Here is a 23,414-nt window from a genome sequence, read left to right on the forward strand (position 1 = left end):
GTGGTGTGCGAGCTTCTGACATTCCTGGAGATTTCGACCACGTTCTGTACACCGAGGAGCAGGTGGCCTCCCGTATTCGCGAGGTTGCTGCCCAGATTGACGCTGACTACGCCGGGCGAGAGATCCTTATGGTTGGCGTGCTCAATGGGGCTGTGATGACGATGGCGGATCTATGTCGCGCGATGACCTCCCATATGTCCATGGACTGGATGGCTGTGTCGTCCTATGGGGCTGGGACAAAGTCCAGCGGCGTGGTGCGCATCCTCAAGGACCTCACCAAGGACATCGATGGTCGTGACATTCTCATTGTTGAGGACATCATTGACACCGGGTTGACGCTGAGCTATTTGGTGCAGAACTTGCGTAGCCGCAACCCGAACTCGATTGAGATCATGGCGATGTTCCGCAAGCCTGAGGCTGTTACCTGTCCGCTGGACGTCAAATACGTCGGTTTCGACATCCCAAACGAGTTTGTCGTCGGATATGGCCTTGACTACGCCGATAAGTACCGCAACCTCACGGATGTGGCGACGCTGGCACCGCACGTCTACAAATCCTGAGGGTGCGATCCGAAGTCGTGACGTCGTGCCAGTGATCTATTTCTGTTCTGAGCTGTCCGCGGAACGTAGCAAGGGCTGGTTGTTGTCATGCGCTGGTATCGTGACGCTCTGAGTTCCACCCATCATGCCTCTAGGTAGTCTATGAAAAACGCGTCCCGCATCTTCAAAGGTCCTCTGATCTGGATCCTGTTGTGCATCGGCTTGATCATTGTGTTCTTACAGTTCGCCGGATCGGGGAACGGGTATAAGGACATCCCGACTTCTGAGGCTGTCAGCATCATCAACAGCTCCAAGAAGCTGGATAGCGTCACGCTGACTGACGGCGACCAGGTCATCAAGATCACTGAGAACGAGAACAAGAAGTATCGTTCGTACTGGGTTGGTAACCAGTCCGATCAGCTCGTTGACAGGCTCAACTACCGAGTCAAGGCGAAGACGCTGAAGTCGTGGCAGGGTGAGAACCCCGGGCAGAGTATCTGGAAGGCTCTGCTCATTAACTTCTTGCCCTTTGTCATCATCCTGCTGTTTTTCTTGTGGGTCATGAACGCGGCACAGGGCATGGGTGGCCGTGGTGGTGTCATGGGATTTGGTAAGTCCAAGGCCAAGGTGGGTAGCAAAGACACCCCCAAATCGACTTTTGCCGACGTCGCTGGCTGCCAGGAGGCGATCGACGAGCTGCAGGAGATCCGCGAATTCCTCGCTGAGCCGGCGAAGTTCCAGCGGGTGGGTGCGAAGATTCCTAAGGGCGTGCTGCTGTATGGTCCGCCTGGTACCGGTAAGACCCTCCTGGCTCGTGCGGTAGCCGGTGAGGCTGGGGTGCCGTTCTTCTCTATCTCGGGTTCGGATTTCGTCGAGATGTTCGTCGGCGTCGGCGCCTCCCGAGTGCGTGACCTCTTTGAGCAGGCCAAGGAGGCCGCCCCGGCCATCATCTTCATTGATGAGATTGACGCTGTTGGTCGTCATCGTGGTGCCGGTATGGGCGGTGGCCACGACGAGCGTGAGCAGACCTTGAACCAGTTGCTCGTCGAGATGGACGGCTTCGACGTCCGTGGCGGCGTCATTCTGATCGCGGCGACGAACCGCCCCGACGTTCTTGACCCGGCTTTGCTACGTCCTGGGCGTTTCGACCGTCAGATCGCAGTGGAGGCTCCGGATCTCGATGGCCGTCTCAAGATTCTCAAGGTTCACGCTCACGGTAAGCCCATGGCCGACGATGTCGACTTGGCGTCGATTGCCCGTCGTACCCCTGGCATGACGGGTGCTGACCTGGCTAACGTCCTCAACGAGGCCGCTTTGCTGACGGCTCGTGCCAACCTGCCGGTGATTGGTAACGCTGAGCTGGACGAGGCTATCGATCGCGTTATTGCTGGACCGCAGAAGAAGACGCGGCTCATGAACGAACATGAGCGCTTGGTGACCGCATATCATGAGGGTGGTCACGCCCTGGTGGCCGCGGCCATGCCGGGTACTGACCCGGTGCAGAAGATCACGATCTTGCCGCGTGGTCGGGCGCTGGGCTACACGATGGTCATGCCTGACTCCGACAAGTACTCCCAGACGCGCAGCGAGCTGCTGGACTCGATGGCGTACATGATGGGTGGTCGTGCGGCCGAGGAACTCATCTTCCACGATCCGTCGACGGGTGCCTCCAATGACATTGAGAAGGCCACCAAGGTGGCTCGCGCCCTCGTTACCCAGTATGGCCTGTCGGCTCGCGTCGGCACCGTGCAGTTGGGGTCGGGGGACGCTGAGCCTTTCCTTGGCATGACCGCCGGACAGCAGCGTGACTACTCTGACGAGACTGCCAAGATTATTGACGACGAGGTGCGGGAACTTCTCGAGAATGCCCACCAGGAAGCCTTCGATTGCTTGGACGCTAACCGCGAGGTGCTTGACGAGTTGGTGCGTCAGCTTTTCGCACGGGAGACGCTGAGCAAGGCTGAGGTAGCCGATATTTTCAAGCCGCTCAAGCGTTGGCCTGAGCGCGGTGCCTTCACTGGTTCGGACAAGCGTGTTCCCTCGTCTATCCCGCCGGTCAAACCGCCGCAGATCGCTGGCGTGGATGAGGATGCTCCGGAGGTTGACGCTCCTCGTCGTGGCGTCATCGCCCCGCCGACTCCTGAACCGGGTGGGGATCTACCGGGCGATAATCCTGGTGAGTGGGAACCCCCCTCCGATTGGCAGCCGCCAAGTGTTGGGGGAGGTAAGTCACCCGAACCGCCAAGCCCGACGCATCCGGGGGAGGGCCCGCAACCTCCGTCAAACGGTAACCCTTGGGGTCCGCCGAGGTCCTGATTATCAACGGCCTGCCGCACATATCGCGGCAGGCCGTCGTTCTAGGCTGTCCGCTGTGAGTTCCATGAAATTGTCCGTTGATCGCGAGCGAGCCGCGGCAGCTATCCGCGAGTTTCTTCTGGCGGTCGGCGAGGATCCCGATCGGGAAGGTCTGCGCGATACTCCAATGCGAGTGGCCCAGGCGGCCGAGGAGCTATTTGGCGGATTAAGCCAAGATCCGGGGGAGTTGCTGGCAACGACCTTCGACATCTCCCACGACGAGATGGTGTTGGTGCGTGATATTGAGTTGCAGTCGATGTGTGAGCACCACCTGCTGCCCTTCATCGGGGTAGCGCACGTCGGTTATATTCCGGCTAGGGACGGCCGGGTGACGGGGTTGAGCAAGATCGCGAGGTTGGTGGAGGTCTATGCGCGTCGACCCCAGGTACAGGAGAGGTTGACGACCCAGGTGGCCGACGCCTTGGTAGAACATTTGGATGCTCGTGGCGTGATCGTGGTCGTTGAGGCCGAGCACATGTGCATGACGACGAGGGGGGTCCGCAAGCCGGGGGCCCGGACGGTGACCTCCGCGGTGCGCGGGATTCTGCGCAACCCGGCGACGCGGGCCGAGGCGATGGGGCTGATCACGGCTGGACGTTGACCATTTCAATGGGCCTTTACCTGGGCCCTGGGGCCTAACGCCTCAAGCTTTGACTTCCCTAGCATGGTAACAGTGTTCAGTGCTGTGGGCGGACCGGTTGCCGCGACGGTGGGTGTGATGACCGGGTTGGCTGAAGGGACACTTATCCTGGCTTTCGTCACACCGAGGCGTTATCGGCGCGGCGACGAGGCCGACCTTCCGGTGCGCAGCCGGTGGTGGGTGCTCGTCTGGACGGTTTTCGGACGTTCGCTGGGTGCGGGCTTTCTCGTCTTCCTCGTGTTTTTCGCGCTGGCCCTCATCGGTGGGGGCGGCGGCATGGGCATGGGCGATGTCAAGCTGTCGGTGTCTACCGACCTCATGTGCCGACGCCGACGCCGTTGTCGGGTCCGGTTGTGAGTACTACGTCGACTCCTGGTGATGCCGGTGATCCGGCTCCTGCGCCCATCGAGCCGACTTCTGGTCACATGCGGTGCGGTGACAAGGTTATTGACGTGGGTGTTGGTAAGCGTAGTGGGGCTGCGGTCTGGATTTCTCCGCGTGAGATTCGAGATTTTCTTCTTGGGGGCCGTAGAGCGTCGCTGGTGCGGTGATGTATTCGTGTTCCGGTAGGGTTTTGGTTGCAGATTTGCGCTTGGTTATTAGTGTGCTCTAGTCAGGTGAGCCCTGGTTGTGGCTCGTGGGGCTTTGTTTGTGTATGGGATTGGGTAGGTGTTGTGGGAATGTGGAATTGGAAGATGAGGGCGGCAGGTTTTATTGGTGGGCTTGCTGTGGTCTTTGGTTTTGTGGCGTTACCGGCGCACTCTGATGAGAGTGTCACTGTGCCGGTGCCTCTGGTTGATGCGATGGCGGTGAGCCATTTTGAGTCGGCCAAGCGGCAGAAGGAGAAGCCGGGGTCGGTGATTTTGGCGTTGCATGCTGTGAGACGGATTCCACAAGATACTGTCGTCTACTACTCGATCACCGTCGACCCATTAGCTGCCGGCCCGGCCGAATTGGGGCATTTAGCGCGGGGAGCCTCTAGCTACTCCAGAGAGTACAGCGCTAATGGGGCCATCATTGATGCGAGAAACCATAAGCTGTATCGCCCGATTGGCGAAGAATTCGATTGCAAGTTGTGCAGTGACGACTGGTGGAAAGGTGCGCCGGCCAACACGGCTCCTGGGCATTCTACGCTTGGTTGGTTTAGTACTCCGCCGTTGCCTGCTGATGTGTCGCGGGTTGATGTCACGGTTGCTAATCGTATTTTTCATGATGTGCCGGTGGGTGATGGGTTATTGGGTCCCACTATTGATAAAGAGGCGGCGACAGGTCGCTGGAATGAGGGTATGCCGTTGGGTGTGGCTTGGCCGGCACTGGATCCGAAGGATCTGGCTGGTGTCGATGTGTCGAAGTTCGTGAATGCGTTGGTGACTACGACTGGTGATGCTTCCGATGCTAGCCGTGAGCGGGTGACTAAGGAATCCATGAAGATTGATTTGGATGCCAGCGTGCTTTTTGATCTGGACTCTGATGTGGTTAAGCCGGCTGGTCGTCAGATCATTGACCGGACCGCTAAGCAACTTGTTGCTCGCAAGGTGTCGGGGAAGATTGAGGTGACTGGCTATACCGATAATAGCGGTTCTGCTTCTCATAATCTGGATCTTTCGCGTCGGCGGGCTGCGTCGGTGGCCAAGGTCCTCGGATCGCAGCTATCCAAAGGGATCACCTTGGTTACAGCGGGTAAGGGGGAGGCTGATCCAGTGGCCAGTAATGATTCGGAGGCTGGGCGCTGTTTGAACCGTCGAGTCACGATTACTGTCAAGGAGGGATGATGAAGGGTCGTCCGGTTTCGTTGGCTGTGTGGCTGTGTTCGTTCTCACGGCTTGTGGTGGCGCTGGCGTGTCCGCTGGGTTACATCCCCATACTGTTGCTTCTTCAAGCGTGTCTGTGGTGGGCATGTCGGCGTCTCCGAGTGCGTCGGTCAGTGTGATGGGTTCGGAGCAGGCTGCGGCTGTGGAGTCGGCGGCGGGTAAGGCGATTCGGGATAAGGTGAAAGAGGATGGTGGCCCAATTCCCAAAGAGGTGGCTAACGTCTCTTTCCATCTGAACCTCTACGATAATGTCGACGTCACAGCGCATGTCGTCTCGATTAAGGCGGGCCCTACGGGCACGGTCCTGACTTTCTGGCTTACCTCGAACACAATTGATCATGCCATGGGTCCGGTCTTTCCCGAGGATTTCCCATCTCTCGTTGACACTGTTGGCGGTGTCAAATACGGGGTGAATTACTTTTCCAAGGCCGGTGATACGTCAAAGTTCGTGGTTGGTAGTGAGGAGCCCCAGATCGATGCGACGAGCGTCTATGTTATGCAGGCGTCGTATCCGCCTTTGCCGAAGTCGGTGACGAAGGTGAAGATCGCGGTCGGGTCGGCCAAGACGTCGCCTGATATCCCGGTGACTCGTTGAGGGGACGATGTTGAGGCCTGGGCCCAAGCTAGGCCCAGACTTAGAGCCACGGGCTCAGGCGCGCTTGACAGCTTCGTCGCTATGATCAGCGCGGCATTGTGGAGACTATCGGGATGAGGCCCATGTTGGCCAAGTATTTCGAGAGCACCAGAACGCACCGCGTTTCGTTGAAGCGGTGGCTTCGGGCTGTAAGTGAGTGAGGGATGATGGCCAACAACTATGGCGTGTCGCGTAGGACGTTGCTCGGTGTGGGCGGGTTGATGCTTGGCGTTGGGCTGGTGGGTTGCTCTGATTCGGAGGAGGGTTGGGAATCAGTAACCGTTGATCGCATCACGGTGAGCCATCCCACGGAGTGGGTGGAGAAGCCACCGGAGAATGAAAATTTCACCAAGAATTTCACTGACGGCCCCCATGGCATGCAGATTGCGGGTCATTACAGTGACGACACCGAACCTACGTTGGCATGGTCCGTGCTTGAGTTCATGATCCGCGGGACGTTCCAGGGCTACGACCCCAAGGGGTACCAGGAGATCACCGTCAAGGGCGCTGCCAGGGCGATCAAGTGCCCGTTTGACTTCACTTATAAGGGGAAGTCTGCGCGAGGGTATTGGCTTGTTGCTTCGGGTGTGTTGCCCACCGAGGGTTCCGCGATCGTGCTTCTCCGTCTTCCCCGCGATGACACGAATCTGGTTGACAAAATTATTGCGTCGATGTCGTTCAAGGCGTGATCTTGCGTCCTGCTTGAGGTGGTAGAGATATGAGGCAAGATACTCGGTCGGCATGGGCGGACCCTACGTTGACGTTGCCGGCACCGAAGCGACGGTCTCGGACGTTTAACGTTGTTTTGGGGGTGTTGCTCACCATCGTTGCAGCAGGCATCGCGATGTCGTCGTCGTGTGGTCGTGTGCTCTCGTCTATGACACGCGGCTAGGGGCAGCGCTTCTGGGGTGCCTGGGTGCGTTGGTGCTTTCGCATGTATGGGCATCGCGCCGGGCGTTGGCGACGGTGTGGTGGTCATGCGGATTGGTCCTGCTGTGTGTGGTGGGGATGGCCGTGTACGCGTGGGTGCGTGCGGACCTGAGCCCGGTAGATCCCGTGGTTGTAGAAACGCTTGCTCCGATTCTTCCGGTGGCGGCTTGTACCGCGGTCGGTACGGGGTATGTGTGGCGGTTGTGCGCGCGACTCGTGGCAGACCATCACAGCTTGTGAACCGGGACTAGGCAGCTGTCTAGCGCGGTGGAGGAGCCGTTCGGTTCCGACGCGTGATGTACGGCCATCCGGTTGATCCCACGATTTGGGCCCGGCTTGGGCCCCGGTTTGGGGCCATGGGCTCAGGTGCGGCTATGGGTTTCTTTTTATGCTCTCCCCTGTATTGGGTAGGTAGTGGAGGGGAGACCCATGCGGACAAGGGGCGATCGGGGTGCCGCCGCGCCGGAATACATCGCAATTCTCCTTATTGCGGCTATGTTCACCAGTGCGGTGGCGGTCGGCGTCAAGCCGGAATGGGTGCAGCAGAAGGTGTGCCAGGCCTTGGCGGTTATCTTCGGGAAGGGTTCGTGTGCTCCGGCGAGCTAGGCGAAGCCGCCGGCCCAGCAGCTGCCTAAGCGCTGCTTGATTCACTCCGACGAGAACGCCACGTCAATCTATGCCGAGGGAAAGATCACCTGGGTCACGATCGGTGGGGAAGGTGGATACGGCTACCATTTGGTTGAGTACAGCGATGGTAAAGCTGACGTTGAATTGTTCTATAACGTCGGGGCAAGTGCCGGCGCCGCAGCGCCTGGCTGGAGTAAAGGCCCCGCCAGCCTCGACGCGTCCATCACCGGGTCGGCAAAGTACACGAAGGGTGAGACTGTCCATTACGACAGCGTCGCCGCCGCTCGCGCAGATCGGGACAACTTGAACAAGTACGCTCGGGAACGTGCGCTGGCGGTCATGCATCTTGGCAGTGCCCCCGATGTCCCCAACTCTCGGCTCTCTTCGACTTCGAGGACAGTAGAAGTCGATGTCAAAGGTAAGGCGGATCTCAAGGTTAAGGCTAAAGTCGGTGGTCACGGTTCAGCCGATGCTGGTGCCAGCGGCAGTGTTAACGGCATTGTTCAGTACATAACTAAGCGTGATTCGAAGACCGGTGCGGTAACGCACACGGTTGAAGCTTCGGGATCGGCTAATGGTGATGCCCATGCGAACGCGGGCGCGACGATGGGTATCCACGGCGTTAAAACACCAACTGTCGGCGGTCATGCCGGGATTGATGACGATACCTCGGTGTCGGTAACCAAAGACAATTCTGGGAAGACTACAGAGCTTGTCATCACCAAGAGCGGTGCCGAAGGCGCCGATTTCGGCGTGGATGGTGACTTCAAATTTGAGCCGGGTAAGCCGAGACTTGTTTCTGGTCCGGGAAAGCCGAGGCCTGGTCCTGGTCCCGTTAGGTGGAAGCCTGAGCCCAATAAGACTCGCGATGCCGGTAACAACGAGGGCCGCCACAACAAGCAGGGCAAGGGGAGTACTTTGTCTAAGACCGGGTCGCGAGGAGGAGTCCGACGGTGACCACAAGAGTCGTGAGACGACCACCATCCGGGTAGCCGTCAACGACCAGAACCGGAGTCAGGTCCAAAAGCGGCTCGGGGTTAACGATGTCGGCCCCTCCAATGCAGTGCCACTGCTGGTCAAGGCGCGGTTTATGAACCCGCTGGACGCTGACGCCACTAACGATTTCGCTAAGTTTCTTTACCAGTCTGAGGACATCCAGATCGACACGCAGACGAGCAGTGAGACTTCCGATTTGAAGGACGATTCCTATGACATTTTGGTCGCGAAGGTCGGAGAAAAAGATGCTAGGGAATCCAGTTCGTCCACCGGTCAGATGGGTTATCTTTTGGAGAACGGCAAACGTGTCCCCAAGATCAGTGAGGGGTGCAAGTAAGTGATTGCCTCACAGACCTCGATGAGTGCCTGCGAGGCAGCCCTAGACTCCACTGCATGATCAATGTCGGCTCGGCTACCAACTCGCATCCCGCCCGCACCCTCGTCATGGGGGTCGTCAACGTCACTCCTAACTCGTTCTCTGACGGAGGCATGTGGGCCGATCCTGAGGTGGCCATCCGCCACGCTCGCGACCTCGTTGTCGAAGGAGCTGACATCATCGACGTCGGTGGTGAATCCACCCGTCCGGGCACCGAACGCACCCCCGAGCACGAAGAATTGCGCCGCGTCCTGCCCGTCGTCAAAGCTTTGGTGGCCGACGGGGTCGCCGTCTCCGTCGACACTATGCGCGCCTCAGTGGCCAAGGCCGTTGTCGAGGCAGGAGCCACCATCGTCAACGACGTCTCTGGGGGCAAGGCTGAACCGGAAATCCTTGATGTCGTTGCCGACGCTGGCGTCGATTACGTTCTCATGCACTGGCGCGGTCAATCCGCCACTATGCAGAACCTTGTCGACTATGACGACGTGGTAGCCGACGTCATCTCTGAGACCTCCCAGCAGGTCGACGCAGCTATTGCCGCTGGAATCGACCGTAGGCGCATCATCGTCGACCCGGGCATTGGTTTCTCCAAGACTTCCGAGCACAACTGGCAGCTCATTAACGCCGTTGACGCCTTCCAAGAAGGATTTGCCGACCTTCGTGTCCTGTGGGGAGTTAGTCGCAAGCGTTTCCTTGGTGAACTCCTCGCCCAGAACGGGGAGGACCGTCCGGCCCTCGAACGCGATGCGAGCACCATGGCCCTGTCGACTTATTTCGCCCTTCATCACGCCTGGTGTGTGCGCACCCACGAAGTTCGGGCCAACCGCGACGCCGTGGAGACCGTTGCCCGCCTTCTCGCCTGACGCAGTAATCTGCGCACTTGTCGGTAAAGTCCGATTGTGGCGAACAGGTAACCTTCCGCCATGACCTACGGACAGATCACCCTGACGGGCATCCGTGCCCACGCGAACCACGGCGTGCTTGCCAGCGAGCGTGAACTCGGTCAGCCTTTCAGCGTCGACGTGAGCCTTGACGTCGACATGGATACCGTCTCTGACGACCTCACCCAGGCCGTCAACTATGCGGCGGTCGCACAGCGGGTGCTCAACATTCTCACCGGAGAACCGGTGAGTCTCATCGAAACGCTGGCTGGCAAGATTGCTGACACCGTTCTTGCGATCAGTCCGCGTGTCCATTCTGTCCAGGTAACCGTTCACAAGCCACATGCCCCCGTGGGGGTTGCCCTCGACGACGTGGCCGTCACGTACCGAAAGGATGCCGAGTGAAAACCGTATTCAGCCTGGGTTCCAATATGGGAGACCCTTTTGCCCATCTGCGAGACGCCGTCCGCCTGATCGCCGAAACTCCCGGTATTCACGACGTCGTCGTTTCGCCCGTCTATGTCACCGCTCCGATCGGAGGAGTGGAGCAGGATGACTTCCTCAACCTCGTCGTCGTTGCGACTAGCGACCTTCCTCCGTCAGTCCTGTTGGAGCGTGCCCACGTCATCGAGGCAGCCTACGGGCGCGATCACACCATCCCGAATGGTCCTCGCACCCTCGACATTGATCTCATTCGCGTCGGCGACGAGACCGTCACCACCGACGAGTTGACCCTTCCACACCCCCGTGCACATGAGCGCGCCTTCGTTCTGGTGCCGTGGCGCGACGCCGACCCTGAGGCCGAATTGCCCGGGTACGGTCGGATCGCCGATCTGGTCGCCTCCTTCGATGCTGGCGAGCTGGCTGACGCCGTTAAGCCTTATTCGCGTCAGATTGACGTAGCTGGGGTCACCGTTGCAGGAGGATGGGACGAGAGGCACGACGAGGAGGATGTATGACACGGAGCTTGCCACCCGACTGGGATGACGACCGGCGACCTGGCGGCGGTAACCCTCAGGGCAACATCGCTCCGACCGATTGGAAGGTCATCATCGTGGCGGCCATGTGCGGGGCCGCCCTGGGATGGTTTGCGCTGAGTATTTATAAAATCAATGACGTTACCGTGCCGATCCTGCCGTGGTCTTTGCCGGTGGTCATCCTTGTTGCCGCCATCGCAACCTGGGGGTACGCGCGGGCTTTCCGTACCAAGGTTGTTGATCCACAACGTGAGGTCGAGGCGAACCAAGGGCTCGTCTCGCTGGCATTGGGTAAAGCGATCGCCCTATCTGGCGCTGCGCTTGTCGGCGCTTGTATCGTGTACGTGCTGACCTTCGTGTGGCATCTCAACATTCCCTACCCGCGTCAGCGCGCCATCGTCGGAGGAGTGACGGCCATCACCTGCGCCGCCATGGCTTGGGCTGGATGGTTTCTGGAGAACGCCTGTAAAGTTCCTAAAGGGCCCGATGATTCCGAAAAGCATCCCAAAGGGTGACGACGGACAAGATCGCGACTCGCCGGGATCCAGTGCTTGACCAGAGGCTAAACGGGCTGTACTTATGGCCTCCTCGCACGATATGATGATGCCCGTGAGCGGTGAGCATGATCTCAAACGGGTTGAAAAGGACACTGGCGAGCGCAGAGGTGTGCTCGCCCTTCTCATTGTGGCAACGATTGTTGCCGCTGTGTGTGGGGTAGTTCCTTCCATTTGGGCGGTCCGGGCTGGTGTGCTCGTTGCCCTCGTGGGGGCTTGGATTTCTGTCTTTATGGCGTGGCGCCAAGTTGATGCCATTCGCCGGATGCATTTCGACACCCTCAAGGAGCTTCGTCACGCTGCCTCGGAGCAGGAGAAGCGTCATCATGCCGAGTCTATGGAGATGATTGATACCTTCTCGCGCCGGGTTGGCTCTATCTCGAAAACCCTTGCTGATACCCGTGCCAAGCTCGATCGTGCAGAGAGCGAGCTGTCGACCCTACGCGGCGACAAGGCGGCTCTGCAGTACAAGGTCACCGCTGGCAATAAGAAGGTTGCTTCCCTTGAGATGCGTATTACCGAACTGGAGACGGAGCTTGATGCTCTGCTGGCTGACGGTCGGTCCGGGCGCCTGACCACCTTGCGTACCGTCACTGATGCAGGTGTCCCCACCGCCGAGGAGATCTGGGAGCGCGGTAACGACGCGACTATCGCTGATCTGTCCCGAGTCGCTTTCCCGCGCTTATCTGAGGGGACTCGCGAGACTCGTCGCCAGGCCTGACGCACTTAGCTTGCCAAATGTGACGCGGGGTCTAGCTTCCGGCTGGGCCCCGCGTTGTTGCGTCACCCCGATACCAGCTCACTTATCGAGGTCTCCTAGCGTCCATCCCAAGGAGGCAATGGTGGCCTCAACGTCGTCAACTCGAGTGCCGGGAAGCACCGCCTCCAAGACTTGAACGTTGGCGAAGGTCGGGGTGCGCAAGGCCATCCGCCACGGTGTCGTGCTACCGCGGGACTCTAGAAGGTATCCGGCGCGTCCCCAGGGGGCCTCTATAGTCGTCCAGGTGCGTCCCCGAGGGGCCTTGATGGTGGTCGGTAGACGAGTCTCCAGAGGCCCGTCCAAGTTCGGCAGCCGGTCGAGGATCTGACGGCATAGGCTCGACGACACCGCCGCATCGTTACATAACGTTGCCAGCCGTGAGTAGGCGTCACCACGGGGCTCTATAACGACCTCAGGCCACTTCAGCTCGTCGTACACCGCGGTGCGCCGTCGAGTATCTAGGTCGACCCCGCTAGCCCGGGAGACGGGCCCTGACAAACCATAGCGATCGATCATATTCGTGGGTATGACGGCCACGCCGCGTACGCCGACGGTGGCGTCGAGAGCGGTACGCAGCCACGTCACAAGCGCATTAGCGTCGTCAAGCCATTCCCCCAATGTGGGCTGCCATTCACTCTCTGGGTGGATCCGAAGTCCTCCGATACGCGTGATCATAGGATGGATTCGATTTCCAGAGCACCTCTGCCAGATCCTTCGGGCGTTTTCAATTGCTGTAGCGATCGCATTTTCAAGGCCGGCATCATCACAGTGATGGCCTACCCATGACAAAAATGTGAAGTGTGAGGTGATTCTGCTGAACTCAGCGAGCAGGGTTCGTATCCATGCCACGCGAGTTGGGATGGTAATGCCCATCGCATCCTCGATGGCATGGGCTGCGCCGGTCTCACCGATGAATGGAGCTGTCCAGTCATGACGTGATGCAAGCATCGGAATCTGGCGGTAACCGCGAGCTTCGAAAAGTTTTTCATCACCGCGGTGGAGGTTGCCGACATTTACCTGGGAAGAGGTGATGACGTCATCATCGACAGTTGTGGTGATAGTGACGAGTCCCGGCCGACTAGGGTGAAGGTGCCCGAGATCTAGCCAAGTCACCTCGTATTTTTTGCCAGGGTCGCCATCGGTGGATTGACTAGGATGCGTTAACGGCATCGATCCGATGACGAACATGATCTTTCGCGTGGAACTGAACACACGTTGAGGATGCCGCATTGCACGCCTAGATGCATCTTCACGACAACGATTCGTCAACAAAAAACTGGAGCCGCCTTGTGATTTTCGCGATCATGAATATAAGCTGTAGTCTGAAAGCCGAAGTTGTATCTACGGCGCAAGTCTGAAAGGAATGCCATGGCACAGCGTGTGCGAGTTGATCTTGTCGATGATGTGGACGGAAGCCCAGCTGAGGAATCCGTCAATTTCGCTCTTGATGGTGTCAACTATGTGATTGACCTGTCCGCCGAGAACGCCTCCAAACTGCGCGATGCTCTGTCCTTGTGGGTTGATCATGCTCGTCGCACTGGTGGCCGCCGTACTCGTGGTCGTCGCCCAACCGGGGGCCCGACTGCTAACGAGGTTCGTCAGTGGGCTAAGAGCCAGGGCTACGAGGTCTCGGAGCGTGGCCGCGTCTCCAATGAGATCCGTGAGGCCTACCAGCGCACTCACTGATTCCAGTTTATGTGACCGTCTGACAAGGCGAGTCGGTTGCGACGCCGGAGCGGGATAGCTCCGGCGTCGCGCTGTTCTACTTGGGTTGTGCCAGCGGCGTAAACAGGTATCGCAGATCTGTCGGCGGCGGTTATTAGACTGAAGCACACAGACTGACGGTCCAGTGCCGTCGGTTGGTTGCATGAAGGTTTCACGCGACCGCGGGTAGATTCGGTCATCCGGTATTTCCGGGGATTGGTCTGCTCCACATACAAGGAGAGTTCATGTTCGAACGGTTCACCGATCGGGCCCGCCGGGTCGTCGTCCTGGCCCAGGATGAGGCCAAGGCCCTGAACCACAATTACATTGGCACTGAGCACCTGCTGCTCGGGCTCATTAGCGAGGGCGAGGGAGTCGCTGCTAAGGCTCTCGAGTCCCTTGACATTTCACTGGAGGCTGTCCGCGCCCAGGTGGAGGAGATTATTGGCCACGGCACCTCAACGCCGACGGGCCACATTCCCTTTACCCCGCGTGCCAAGAAGGTTCTTGAACTGAGCCTGCGTGAAGCCCTCCAGATGAATCATTCGTACATTGGCACCGAGCACATTCTGCTTGGCCTTATCCGGGAGGGAGAAGGCGTCGCTGCTCAGGTACTGATCCGGCTGGGTGCTGACCTCAATACGGTGCGCAATAGCGTCTTGCAACTGTTGCAGGGATATCAGGGCGACGAGCGTCAGGCCGCCACTTCCGGCGCCCCCGAGGCCGGACCGCAGCAGTCCTCGGCGACGATTCTTGACCAATTCGGTCGCAACCTTACCGAGGCCGCCCGCGACGGCGAGCTCGACCCGGTCATCGGGCGTGAGAGGGAAATCGAGCGGGTTATGGTGGTGCTGAGCCGGCGCACCAAGAATAACCCGGTTCTTATTGGTGAGCCCGGCGTCGGTAAGTCTGCTTGTGTCGAGGGCCTGGCTCAGGCCATTGTGCGTGGAGACGTTCCCGAGACTCTGCGCGACAAGAAGATCTACTCTCTGGACCTTGGCTCCATGGTTGCGGGATCGCGTTACCGCGGCGATTTCGAGGAGAGAATGAAGAAGGTCCTCAAGGAGATTAAAAACCGCGGGGACATCATCCTGTTCATTGACGAGATCCACACCCTTGTTGGTGCCGGTGCCGCCGAAGGGGCAATCGACGCTGCCAGCATGCTCAAGCCGATGCTGGCTCGCGGCGAGCTGCAGACTATCGGTGCGACAACCCTCGACGAGTACCGTAAGTACATCGAGAAGGACGCCGCCCTGGAGCGTCGCTTCCAGCCGATCCAGGTAGACGAGCCCTCGATCCCCCTGGCCATCGAGATCCTTAAGGGTCTGCGCGACCGATACGAGGCCCACCACAAGATCACCATCACCGACGAGGCGATCACCTCCGCGGCGAATCTTGCGTCCCGTTACATCCAAGACCGCTTCCTGCCGGACAAGGCCATCGATCTCATTGACGAGGCCGGTGCCCGGATGAACATCCGCCGTATGACGGCTCCGCCGGATCTGCGCGAGTTCGACGAGCGGATCGCTCGTGTGCGAGTGGAGAAAGAGGCCGCCATCGACGCCCAGGATTTTGAGCGTGCTGCTGGGTTGCGCGACGACGAGAAGAAACTTCTCGCTGAACGTGAGGCCAAGGAGGAGGAGTGGAAGCAGGGTGACGAGTCGGTGCCAGCCGTGGTCGGCCCCGACGAGATCGCCGAGGTGCTCTCTGGAGCTACCGGCATTCCGGTCTTCAAGCTCACGGAGGAGGAATCCCAGCGTCTGCTCCACATGGAGGATGAGATCGGCAAGCGCTACGTCGGCCAGGAGGACGCCGTCAAGGCCCTGTGCCGCTCTATCCGACGCACCCGCGCCGGCCTCAAGGATCCGAAGCGTCCGGCAGGTTCGTTCATTTTTGCTGGCCCGTCGGGTGTTGGTAAGACCGAGCTCACCAAGGCGCTCACCGAGTTCCTCTTCGGTGACGAGGACGCCCTCATCACCCTCGACATGAGCGAGTACTCCGAGAAACACACCGCCTCGCGGATGTTTGGGTCCCCGCCTGGATTCGTCGGGTACGAGGAGGGCGGCCAGCTCACCGAGAAGGTGCGCCGCAAGCCGTTCAGCGTCATTCTCTTTGACGAGATCGAAAAGGCCCACCCCGATATCTTCAATTCTCTGTTGCAGATTCTTGACGAGGGACGTCTTACTGACGCCCAGGGCCGTGTAGTGGACTTTAAGAACACCGTCATTGTGCTGACGACCAACCTCGGCACCCGCGACATTTCCAAATCAGTCAATCTCGGCTTCTCCAAGGCCGACGACGTCGAGTCCAGCTACGAGAAGATGAAGGCCAAGGTTACCGAGGAGCTCAAGGGACACTTCCGTCCCGAGTTCCTCAACCGCCTTGACGAGATCATCGTCTTCCATCAGCTCACCCAGCCCGACATCCTACGGATTGTCGACCTCATGGTGGGGCAACTGGAAGATCGCCTGGCCGACAAGGATATGGGTATCGAGGTCACTCCGGCTGCCAAGGAACTGCTGTCCAAGCGTGGTTTCGACCCGCTGCTTGGTGCTCGTCCGCTGCGCCGGACGATCCAGCGCGACATCGAGGACGTCCTAGCCGAGAAGATCCTCTTCGGGGAAGTCAAACCTGGTCAGATCGTGGTGGTCGATGCTGCCCCGGAGGGTTCCGAGGAGCCGTTCGTCTTCACCGGCACGGAGCGCTCAGAGCTGCCTGACGAGGTTCCTCCTGAGCTCACCTCTTCGGCAGGGGAAAATAACAAGGGGCAGCAGGGTTGATCCCCTGACAACGATGGCCGTGGCCCGGTGCATTATGCGCCGGGCCCGTTCCTCACGCCAGCACTGCCTGAAGGGCGAAGGATACCAACCAGTGAGTAGCCATGAAATCGCCATGGGTGATTTGGTGGGAGACTTCGTTGATCTGGCGGGCAGTGGCTTTCTCGATGCGATGGCGGGAGTCTTCGGCAAGCCACGTGGCCAGTGCGCGCAGCTGCCATGCTCGCGACAGGCTCAGCCCATATAGGTGAGCAAGCTTGCCGTCCGTGCCGTCTGTCACCCTGGGCACGTCTAGGAGATTATCGTCAGACTGTCCCAGACGCGGCAGGAATGTGTGTAGCCACGCCCCGAACTCGTTGGTTCGACCCTCGACGTCATACACCCGAGCCATGAGGTGGGCCTCGCTCAATGCCGCCGACAAAAAGTCATTGCCACTCGGCTCCCACGAAGACGGGTAGTCAACGTCGGCGTCGAACAAGCGATGAGAGTGTTCCACAATGGCTTCGATGACCTCAGGGCGTTGCAGTGACCGGGCAGCGTCTAGACACAGACCGATGCCGAAGGCGGTGTTGTCGTGGGTGCCAGTGCGTACCGGGAAGGTGAGGGTCGGCAGCCACGCGAGCAAATTCTCGAAAACTTGAAGGCTGATGATGCGGGTGGCCGACGCCCACGCCGTGCCCGTGAGGGGAGCGCACTGGGCAGCGAGCAGGGTTGCCCATCCCCAGCCGTAGGGACGCTCGTACCCGCGATGAATACGCAGATACTCGGCCTCCACACGAGCGTTCTCGTCGTTCAGACGGTCATTGAGAACGCCGGTCAAGGCGTCGATTATTGTGTGGTCGATCACCTGATTCGCGCAGCGGAGCAGGGTGACCGCCGACCACTGCATGTGGACCGACGAGTGCCAGTCCAAGCAACCGTGGAAGGCCGGGTGGAGGCGCCATGGAGTGACGTCGACATCGTCTGGTCCCGAGGACTGGTGGGCTGACCCCCACGGGAAGGGACGATTGAGTCCGTCAATGATGGTTTTCGCCCAGATTGGGGCGTCATCGTCGAGAGTCATAGCAAACCTCCTGGGAAGCAGCACAGGTACATAATGAGGATGGTGCAGACCAGTAGCGGAACTGCAGTGGGTATCTGTGCTTTAATCGGACCGTAGCTGTCGTCGAGCTCAAGTAGAGCGGCCGGAACAAGATTGAAGTTCGCAGCCATCGGCGTGCACAGGGTGCCACAGAACCCCGCCAGCATACCCATGGCGAAGACGGCGGCCATATTGCCGTGGAAGTGTTGGATGAGTAACGGCCAACCGACGGCAGCAGTCATCACTGGGAAGGCCGCGAAAGCGTTACCCATGATGAGGGTGAACAAGGCCATCCCAAGGCAATAGACGCACACCGCCGCGAAGAGACTTTCTGATGGAAGGATCCACGAGGTGATACGCCCCACCGCATCGCCGACACCGGCGTTGTTGAATAAGGTGCCAAGGGTCGCCAGGAACTGCGGCAGGATAGCTGCCCATCCGATATGACCGAGCAATCGGTCGCCCTCTTTGAAAGCCATCATCGGTGAACGCACCTTGAACATGATCATGGCTGTGACAAGGGCAATAACGGACGCCGCTCCTAGACCAATGATCGTTGCCATGCCGGTTTCTAGTAGCGGCGACCCGTCAAACGACACGTTGCGCATCCCAGCCACTGCGAAAATGGCAGCCACGAACGGGATGATGAGGGCAAGCATGAAGAGCTTGTTGCCGAATTTCTTTGCTGACTTTTCTCGCTCGGCGTCGGTGGTCATCTCGGTAGAGCCGTGACCCGGAAAACGACAAGAGGCCAGCACGACCAGGAGGAGCACCGCAATACCCTCGACGAGAGCAGGTGCAGTCTTGTTGATGACAAAACTGCCGTAGCCAAATGAGAAGGCCAGGATTGCCCAAAAAGCGGCCGATCCGAAGCGCTTGTTGTCCTCACGGTCCCGCAGCCGCACGACCGCGGTGACGAGGAAAAGGAAGCCACACAACCAGTAGAACCATTCCACCTTGATCATTCGCGGACCCCCTGCTCCGGGTTGCCACCGGAAGGCAGACTCACGGTGTGGCCAGGCTCAGGGATCTCATCGACGTCGACGTCGTCGCCTCCCTCGGCAGCCATCTTGGCGAGTTTGCGATCCAGCAACCACAGTCGAGGTGCATGGATGAGGAAGGCACAAATGGCCGTCGGAATGGCCCACAAGGCGATTTGGAGAGCCTCGAGTTTGAGGTTGTAGGTGGCGTCAACGAATCCAGTGATGAGCAGGATCGACCCGATGGCAATGAACACATCCTCGCCGAAGAACAGTCCGATGGTGTCTGCTGAGGACGCGTAGGAGCGCAGTTTCTCGCGCATCTTGCGGGTGTATCGCGGGTGAGTGCGTCGAGCCGCAGCCTCAGCCATCGGTACGACGAGGGGACGCACCGCCTGGGCTGGCCCACCAATGGACGACAGCCCTACAGCTGCGGTGATCTGACGCACAGCGAGGTAGACGGCAAGGAGCTTTCCGGCCGTCATAGACTTCATCTTCGACATCAAGCGGCCGGCCTGCTGCATGAGACCGTGGCGTTCGAGCAACCCGATGACGGGTAACACGACGATGAAGACCGTCACGGAACGCGAACTGGCGAATCCAGTTCCGAAGGTCTCGATGATCTTGACCGGTGACATTCCGGCGATGAGGCCGGCAGTGATTCCTGCGACGGCTACCACGAGCATGGCATTGAGCCGCAAGGCAAAGCCGACGACGACGATCGCCACGGCGAGTAAAACCCACATGGTGCGCTCCTCTCATGTTTTGGGGTGTTGTGGCGTCACTTTAGAAGCGACCGGACCGTCTGAAGGTGTCTCTACCCAGAAAACGTGTTGACCGGGAGGGATCTCGGCGCCACCCTTATGTCATGGCAACTGTTGATCTCAACGCGGACATGGGGGAATCTTTCGGATCGTGGAAGACAGGTGACGATGAATCCCTGCTGGGAATTGTCACCTCCGCGAATGTGGCCTGCGGATTCCATGCTGGTGACGCCGTCGTCATGGGCCGGACTTGTAAGGCTGCTGCGGAACACGGGGTGTGCATCGGCGCCCACGTGTCTTACCGGGACCTCGCAGGGTTTGGTCGCAATTTCATTGACGTTGCCCCCGGACGGCTGCGTGATGAGGTTATTTACCAGTTGTCGGCACTGCGTGGAGTTGCTGCAGTTCATGGCGCCTCGGTGCGCTACGTCAAGCCTCACGGCGCCCTGTACAACACGATCGTTCACCACCGGGCTCAGGCCAAGGCAGTCGTCGAGGCGATCGACGCTGTCAACTCCGCCGCGGGCGCCGATATGGCCATTCTAGGCTTGCCGGGAGCTCTCGTCCTTGACCTCGCTGAGCAGCAGGGCGTCCGCACTTTGAGTGAGGCGTTCGCCGATCGGGCTTACAACCCCGACGGCACCTTAGTATCACGTCGCCAGGAGGGGTCGGTGTTGCATGATCCGGGCGAGGTCGCTGAGCGCGTCGTGACCCTGGTGACTCAGGGATCGATAACGGCTATCGACGGCACCGAGGTACCGATCAAGGCCGATTCGGTGTGTGTTCACGGTGACACCCCGGGCGCTGTTGCGATGGCCACGGCAGTGCGTGATCGCCTTGCCTCTGCTGGGGTCGAACTGCGGGCTGCCGCATGAGGTTGTTGCCGGCTGGACGGACGGCGGTGCTCGTCGAATTGGATGATGTCGGTCAGCGTCGTCGCCTGCATCGGACTTTGAGTGAGCATCCGGCGGTAGGAACGGTAGATCTCGTCCCGGCCCAGACGACGGTGCTCATCGACGTCGAGTCGCCCGATCAGTTACCGGCAGCCGTCGCTCATGTCCAGGAGCTTATCGCCGCGGGATTGGACTGCGTTGAACAAGGGGTGCGGGAAGTCGTCGAGGTGCCAGTTCGCTATGACGGGCTGGACCTATCTGACGTGGCGGAATTGCTCAATATGACTACGGACGAGTTGGTGAGACGCCACAGCGATCAGCAATGGACGGTGGAATTTGCCGGGTTCATGTCCGGATTTGGGTATATGTCCGGAGCTGATTGGCCGTACCGGATCCCGCGTCGGGATACCCCTCGGACCAGGATTCCGCCGGGCAGTATCGCCTTGGCTGATGGATTTACCGGCGCCTACCCGCAAGCCTCCCCGGGCGGCTGGCAGATTATTGGCACGACTGACGCAATCCTGTGGGATGAGAAGGCCGATCCGCCAGCTCTACTGCTCCCGGGAGCCGTCATCAGATTCGAGGTGGTGGACTCATGACCCACTTCGTAGTAGAGACAGCCGGGCCGAGAACTCTCATTGAGGACGCTGGACGTCGCGGTTGGGCGGATCTAGGAATCAGTGGCTGCGGAGCATGGGATCGTCGGGCCTATCTGGATGGCGCTCGGCTCGTCGGCAATGGTGCTGGATTGGGGTGTCTGGAGATTCTGCTCGGACCGGTGCGGCTGAGATGTGTCGGGGGTCCTGTCCTTGTTGCGGTGACAGGGGCGGATGCCCAAATCGATTTGGATGGAGCGCCGCGCCCTAGTGGCTGGGGATTTCTCGTTACAGATGGTCAGACGGTAAGCATCGCCATGCCAGCAACCGGTTTGCGGAGCTACTTTTCTGTAACCGGAGGGATTAACGCGTCGCCCACCTTTGCCAGTGTCTCGGCTGATCCGACCCGTGGGATGGGCCCGGCCCCGCTGAAGGCAGGCGACCGTGTTAGCGTCGGTGATGGCCCAGCCGGTCTCATCTCGACGACTCCTGTCGACATTCAGCAAGCGCCAACGGAACTCGTCCTTCATGGGGTATGGGGACCTCGCGACGATTGGTTTACCGATGCTGGGCGGCGTTCCCTCGAGCAGACACCGTGGCGAGTCGCACAGGCGAGCGACCGAGTGGGCACACGGTTGGAAGGACCATCCCTGGAAAGAGCGGTGACCGGGGAGTTAACGAGTGAGCCGGTGATGCGAGGCGCGATCCAGGTACCTACCTCGGGAGTGCCTCTGGTCTTTGGGCCGGACCATCCGACGACTGGAGGTTATCCAGTTATTGGGGTTGTCGATCCAGAGGATGCTGACCGTCTTGCTCAGGCTCGGGCAGGGGTCGTCGTGAGGTTCGCGATGACCGCTCATGACTGGTGACGAGCATGACGTTGAAGTCTTAGCTATAAGCATAATGCCTAGTCCAAGGCTTGTTTATGACGTAATCGTGCAGGCTTCGGTGGCGATGCGGTACGTTCCCCGGCCGATCTGCGGGAGGTACGATCGCTTCTTGGCCTAATTTCTTCTTTCCCTAGGAGACCCCTTGTCGCCTGAGCAGTCGCCCGTTGCCCATGTCGAACACCTTGCCCGGGACCGAGACGGGCATGTCGTTACTGAGGAGCAGGCCTGGAGTGCCCTGTGGGCCCTTCTTATCGGCTTCTTTATGATCCTCGTCGATACGTCGATCGTCACGACCGCTCTGCCGGCGACCATCCGCGCGCTCAACGCCAACCTCAACCAAGGGGTGTGGATCACGAGTGCGTACCTACTCACCTACGCTGTCCCGCTGCTGATTACCGGACGCATGGGTGACCGCTGGGGACCGCATCGTATGTACATCATCGGCATGCTCGTCTTCGGAGTTTCTTCACTGGCATGTGGTCTGTCCCCGACGATTGGCGTCCTTATCGCTGCTCGGGCGATTCAGGGCATCGGAGCTGCCCTTATGACTCCGCAGTCCCTGTCGATGATCACCCGACTTTTCCCATCGGAGAAACGCGGTGCTGCCATGGGCCTGTGGGGAGCCACCGCCGGTGTCGCGAGTTTCGTCGGTCCTGTACTCGGCGGCATCCTCGTTGACACCCTGGGCTGGGAGTGGATCTTCTTCGTCAATGTCCCGATTACTGTCATTGGGTTGTGGCTGGCTATCCGTAACGTGCCTGCCCTCGAAACCCACGGCCACGCCTTCGATTGGTGTGGCGTCGTCTTGTCGGGTATCGGCATGACCCTGCTGGTATTCGGTATTCAGGAGGGAGAGCAGTACAACTGGGGGACGATCACCGGCATCATTTCCGTGCCGCTGCTCATCGTCCTCGGTGTGGTCTTTATGGTGCTCTTCGTCGTCTCGCAGACTCAGTGGGCGCAAACCCGCTTGCATGCTCATTCGACCAACTTTGAACCATTGGTTCCGCTGCGACTGTTTACCAAGCGCAATTTCACTCTTGCCAATATCGCGATTTTCCTCGTCGGCATGCTTGTAACTGCCTACTTTCTGCCGACGGCCATCTATCTGCAGAACGTGCGTGGCAAGTCCCCGACGGCAGCCGCCCTATTGTTGACCCCAACCGCTGTCGTCTCCGGCGTGCTGTCTCTGGTTGTTGGACGGGTCCTCCAGCACCGTCGGTCTGGCCGGATGGCTGCGATTGGTGTCTCGCTATATGTGATTTCCTCCATCGGATGGTGGCTGTTCACAGTGCCGTCCACCGGTCTGTGGGTGTTCCCACTGCTATCTGTCATCACCGGCGTTGGTGCGGCTCTTACCTGGAGTCCGATTTCCCTGGTTGGTACCGATGATCTTGGTCAGGCCGACGCTGGAGCCGGTTCAGGTGTTTATAACGCCACCCGTCAGGTCGGGTCAGCGCTGGGGTCGGCTTTCATCGCGATGATGATGGATGCCCGAATCATGGTTCGTCACGATCTGGGGCGAGGTCTCGGTGAGTCGATGTTTATCACGATTACTGCTGGAACGATCTGCGTAATCGTCTGTGCATTCTTTGCGAACTTTCAGCGTTCGCGCCAGCGTAATTCTTGAGCGTACTCATCTGTGAGGC

Annotated in this window: 23 protein-coding genes and 2 pseudogenes; 21 read left to right on the forward strand and 4 right to left on the reverse strand. The window is 59.4% G+C overall.

Annotated features, from left to right (window positions below; translation table 11 throughout):
* Positions 1–5 precede the first annotated feature (5 nt).
* The 15 genes and pseudogenes from hpt (at position 6) to LRP59_RS03415 (ending at position 12,041) form a co-directional block, all read left to right on the forward strand.
* Complete coding sequence (gene hpt, locus LRP59_RS03345; RefSeq protein ID WP_002512980.1) at positions 6–560, forward strand: hypoxanthine phosphoribosyltransferase; 555 nt, start codon at positions 6–8, stop codon at positions 558–560.
* Between the two features lie 141 nt (positions 561–701).
* Positions 702–2,855, forward strand: a complete 2,154-nt coding sequence (gene ftsH / locus LRP59_RS03350) for an ATP-dependent zinc metalloprotease FtsH (protein ID WP_002512981.1) — start codon at positions 702–704, stop codon at positions 2,853–2,855.
* Between the two features lie 64 nt (positions 2,856–2,919).
* The gene (gene folE, locus LRP59_RS03355) at positions 2,920–3,495 is read left to right on the forward strand and encodes a GTP cyclohydrolase I FolE (RefSeq protein ID WP_002517093.1); all 576 of its coding nucleotides are present in this window, start codon (positions 2,920–2,922) and stop codon (positions 3,493–3,495) included.
* A 63-nt stretch (positions 3,496–3,558) separates the two neighbouring features.
* Positions 3,559–3,891 (forward strand): hypothetical protein, encoded by a 333-nt coding sequence (locus LRP59_RS03360; protein WP_002521108.1) that lies wholly within the window; start codon positions 3,559–3,561, stop codon positions 3,889–3,891.
* 323 nt (positions 3,892–4,214) lie between these two features.
* Positions 4,215–5,306, forward strand: a complete 1,092-nt coding sequence (locus LRP59_RS03365; protein ID WP_002512985.1) for an OmpA family protein — start codon at positions 4,215–4,217, stop codon at positions 5,304–5,306.
* A gap of 157 nt (positions 5,307–5,463) precedes the next feature.
* Positions 5,464–5,940: a hypothetical protein gene (locus LRP59_RS03370; RefSeq protein ID WP_002512986.1), complete on the forward strand. Its 477-nt coding sequence runs from the start codon at positions 5,464–5,466 to the stop codon at positions 5,938–5,940.
* A 203-nt stretch (positions 5,941–6,143) separates the two neighbouring features.
* Positions 6,144–6,668, forward strand: a complete 525-nt coding sequence (locus LRP59_RS03375) for a hypothetical protein (protein ID WP_002518701.1) — start codon at positions 6,144–6,146, stop codon at positions 6,666–6,668.
* Between the two features lie 29 nt (positions 6,669–6,697).
* Positions 6,698–7,149, forward strand: a pseudogene (locus LRP59_RS03380) (hypothetical protein).
* 189 nt (positions 7,150–7,338) lie between these two features.
* Positions 7,339–8,307, forward strand: a pseudogene (locus LRP59_RS03385) (hypothetical protein); the annotation flags it as partial.
* Positions 8,308–8,404: 97 nt separating this feature from the next.
* Positions 8,405–8,869 carry a hypothetical protein gene (locus LRP59_RS03390; RefSeq protein WP_049785429.1) on the forward strand — a complete coding sequence of 155 codons (465 nt, stop codon included), beginning with the start codon at positions 8,405–8,407 and terminating at the stop codon, positions 8,867–8,869.
* A 56-nt stretch (positions 8,870–8,925) separates the two neighbouring features.
* Positions 8,926–9,771: a dihydropteroate synthase gene (gene folP, locus LRP59_RS03395; RefSeq protein ID WP_002512993.1), complete on the forward strand. Its 846-nt coding sequence runs from the start codon at positions 8,926–8,928 to the stop codon at positions 9,769–9,771.
* Between the two features lie 60 nt (positions 9,772–9,831).
* Positions 9,832–10,194, forward strand: coding sequence for a dihydroneopterin aldolase (gene folB, locus LRP59_RS03400; RefSeq protein WP_002512994.1), 363 nt, complete (start codon positions 9,832–9,834; stop codon positions 10,192–10,194).
* On the forward strand, positions 10,191–10,748 hold the full coding sequence (gene folK, locus LRP59_RS03405) for a 2-amino-4-hydroxy-6-hydroxymethyldihydropteridine diphosphokinase (RefSeq protein ID WP_002512995.1): 558 nt from the start codon (positions 10,191–10,193) through the stop codon (positions 10,746–10,748). Before folB ends, folK begins: the two co-directional genes overlap by 4 nt.
* Entirely contained in the window at positions 10,745–11,281 is a 537-nt protein-coding gene (locus tag LRP59_RS03410) for a DUF3180 domain-containing protein (protein ID WP_002512996.1), read from the forward strand. The genes folK and LRP59_RS03410 overlap by 4 nt, the downstream gene beginning before the upstream one ends.
* Before the next feature lie 82 nt (positions 11,282–11,363).
* On the forward strand, positions 11,364–12,041 hold the full coding sequence (locus LRP59_RS03415) for a cell division topological specificity factor MinE (protein WP_032499732.1): 678 nt from the start codon (positions 11,364–11,366) through the stop codon (positions 12,039–12,041).
* A 78-nt stretch (positions 12,042–12,119) separates the two neighbouring features.
* Here LRP59_RS03415 and LRP59_RS03420 read toward each other — a convergent pair whose 3' ends face one another.
* Positions 12,120–13,310 (reverse strand): NADH-quinone oxidoreductase subunit D, encoded by a 1,191-nt coding sequence (locus tag LRP59_RS03420; RefSeq protein ID WP_014604335.1) that lies wholly within the window; start codon positions 13,308–13,310, stop codon positions 12,120–12,122.
* Positions 13,311–13,448: 138 nt separating this feature from the next.
* Here LRP59_RS03420 and LRP59_RS03425 point away from each other — a divergent pair, with 138 nt between their 5' ends.
* On the forward strand, positions 13,449–13,766 hold the full coding sequence (locus tag LRP59_RS03425; protein WP_002512999.1) for an Lsr2 family protein: 318 nt from the start codon (positions 13,449–13,451) through the stop codon (positions 13,764–13,766).
* Positions 13,767–14,029: 263 nt separating this feature from the next.
* Positions 14,030–16,564: an ATP-dependent Clp protease ATP-binding subunit gene (locus tag LRP59_RS03430; RefSeq protein WP_002513000.1), complete on the forward strand. Its 2,535-nt coding sequence runs from the start codon at positions 14,030–14,032 to the stop codon at positions 16,562–16,564.
* Positions 16,565–16,616: 52 nt separating this feature from the next.
* Here LRP59_RS03430 and LRP59_RS03435 read toward each other — a convergent pair whose 3' ends face one another.
* Genes LRP59_RS03435 through LRP59_RS03445 form a run of 3 tightly spaced genes read right to left on the reverse strand, consistent with a single transcriptional unit; the run spans position 16,617 to position 19,368 of the window.
* Positions 16,617–17,624 (reverse strand): DUF2891 family protein, encoded by a 1,008-nt coding sequence (locus LRP59_RS03435; RefSeq protein WP_002513001.1) that lies wholly within the window; start codon positions 17,622–17,624, stop codon positions 16,617–16,619.
* Positions 17,621–18,607 (reverse strand): DUF979 domain-containing protein, encoded by a 987-nt coding sequence (locus LRP59_RS03440; protein WP_002513002.1) that lies wholly within the window; start codon positions 18,605–18,607, stop codon positions 17,621–17,623. Before LRP59_RS03440 ends, LRP59_RS03435 begins: the two co-directional genes overlap by 4 nt.
* Positions 18,604–19,368 (reverse strand): DUF969 domain-containing protein, encoded by a 765-nt coding sequence (locus tag LRP59_RS03445; RefSeq protein WP_002513003.1) that lies wholly within the window; start codon positions 19,366–19,368, stop codon positions 18,604–18,606. Before LRP59_RS03445 ends, LRP59_RS03440 begins: the two co-directional genes overlap by 4 nt.
* Before the next feature lie 122 nt (positions 19,369–19,490).
* Here LRP59_RS03445 and LRP59_RS03450 point away from each other — a divergent pair, with 122 nt between their 5' ends.
* The 4 genes from LRP59_RS03450 to LRP59_RS03465 all read left to right on the forward strand — a co-directional run bounded on the left by LRP59_RS03450 (position 19,491) and on the right by LRP59_RS03465 (position 23,395).
* Positions 19,491–20,261, forward strand: a complete 771-nt coding sequence (locus LRP59_RS03450; protein ID WP_002513004.1) for a LamB/YcsF family protein — start codon at positions 19,491–19,493, stop codon at positions 20,259–20,261.
* Complete coding sequence (locus tag LRP59_RS03455) at positions 20,258–20,878, forward strand: allophanate hydrolase subunit 1 (RefSeq protein ID WP_148378484.1); 621 nt, start codon at positions 20,258–20,260, stop codon at positions 20,876–20,878. The genes LRP59_RS03450 and LRP59_RS03455 overlap by 4 nt, the downstream gene beginning before the upstream one ends.
* On the forward strand, positions 20,875–21,744 hold the full coding sequence (locus LRP59_RS03460; RefSeq protein ID WP_002513006.1) for a biotin-dependent carboxyltransferase family protein: 870 nt from the start codon (positions 20,875–20,877) through the stop codon (positions 21,742–21,744). The genes LRP59_RS03455 and LRP59_RS03460 overlap by 4 nt, the downstream gene beginning before the upstream one ends.
* A 163-nt stretch (positions 21,745–21,907) precedes the next feature.
* Entirely contained in the window at positions 21,908–23,395 is a 1,488-nt protein-coding gene (locus tag LRP59_RS03465) for a DHA2 family efflux MFS transporter permease subunit (RefSeq protein WP_002513007.1), read from the forward strand.
* Positions 23,396–23,414 lie beyond the last annotated feature (19 nt).

The organism is Cutibacterium sp. 37298 (genome assembly GCF_023838685.1).
GTDB classification, from domain to species: Bacteria; Actinomycetota; Actinomycetes; order Propionibacteriales; family Propionibacteriaceae; genus Cutibacterium; species Cutibacterium acnes.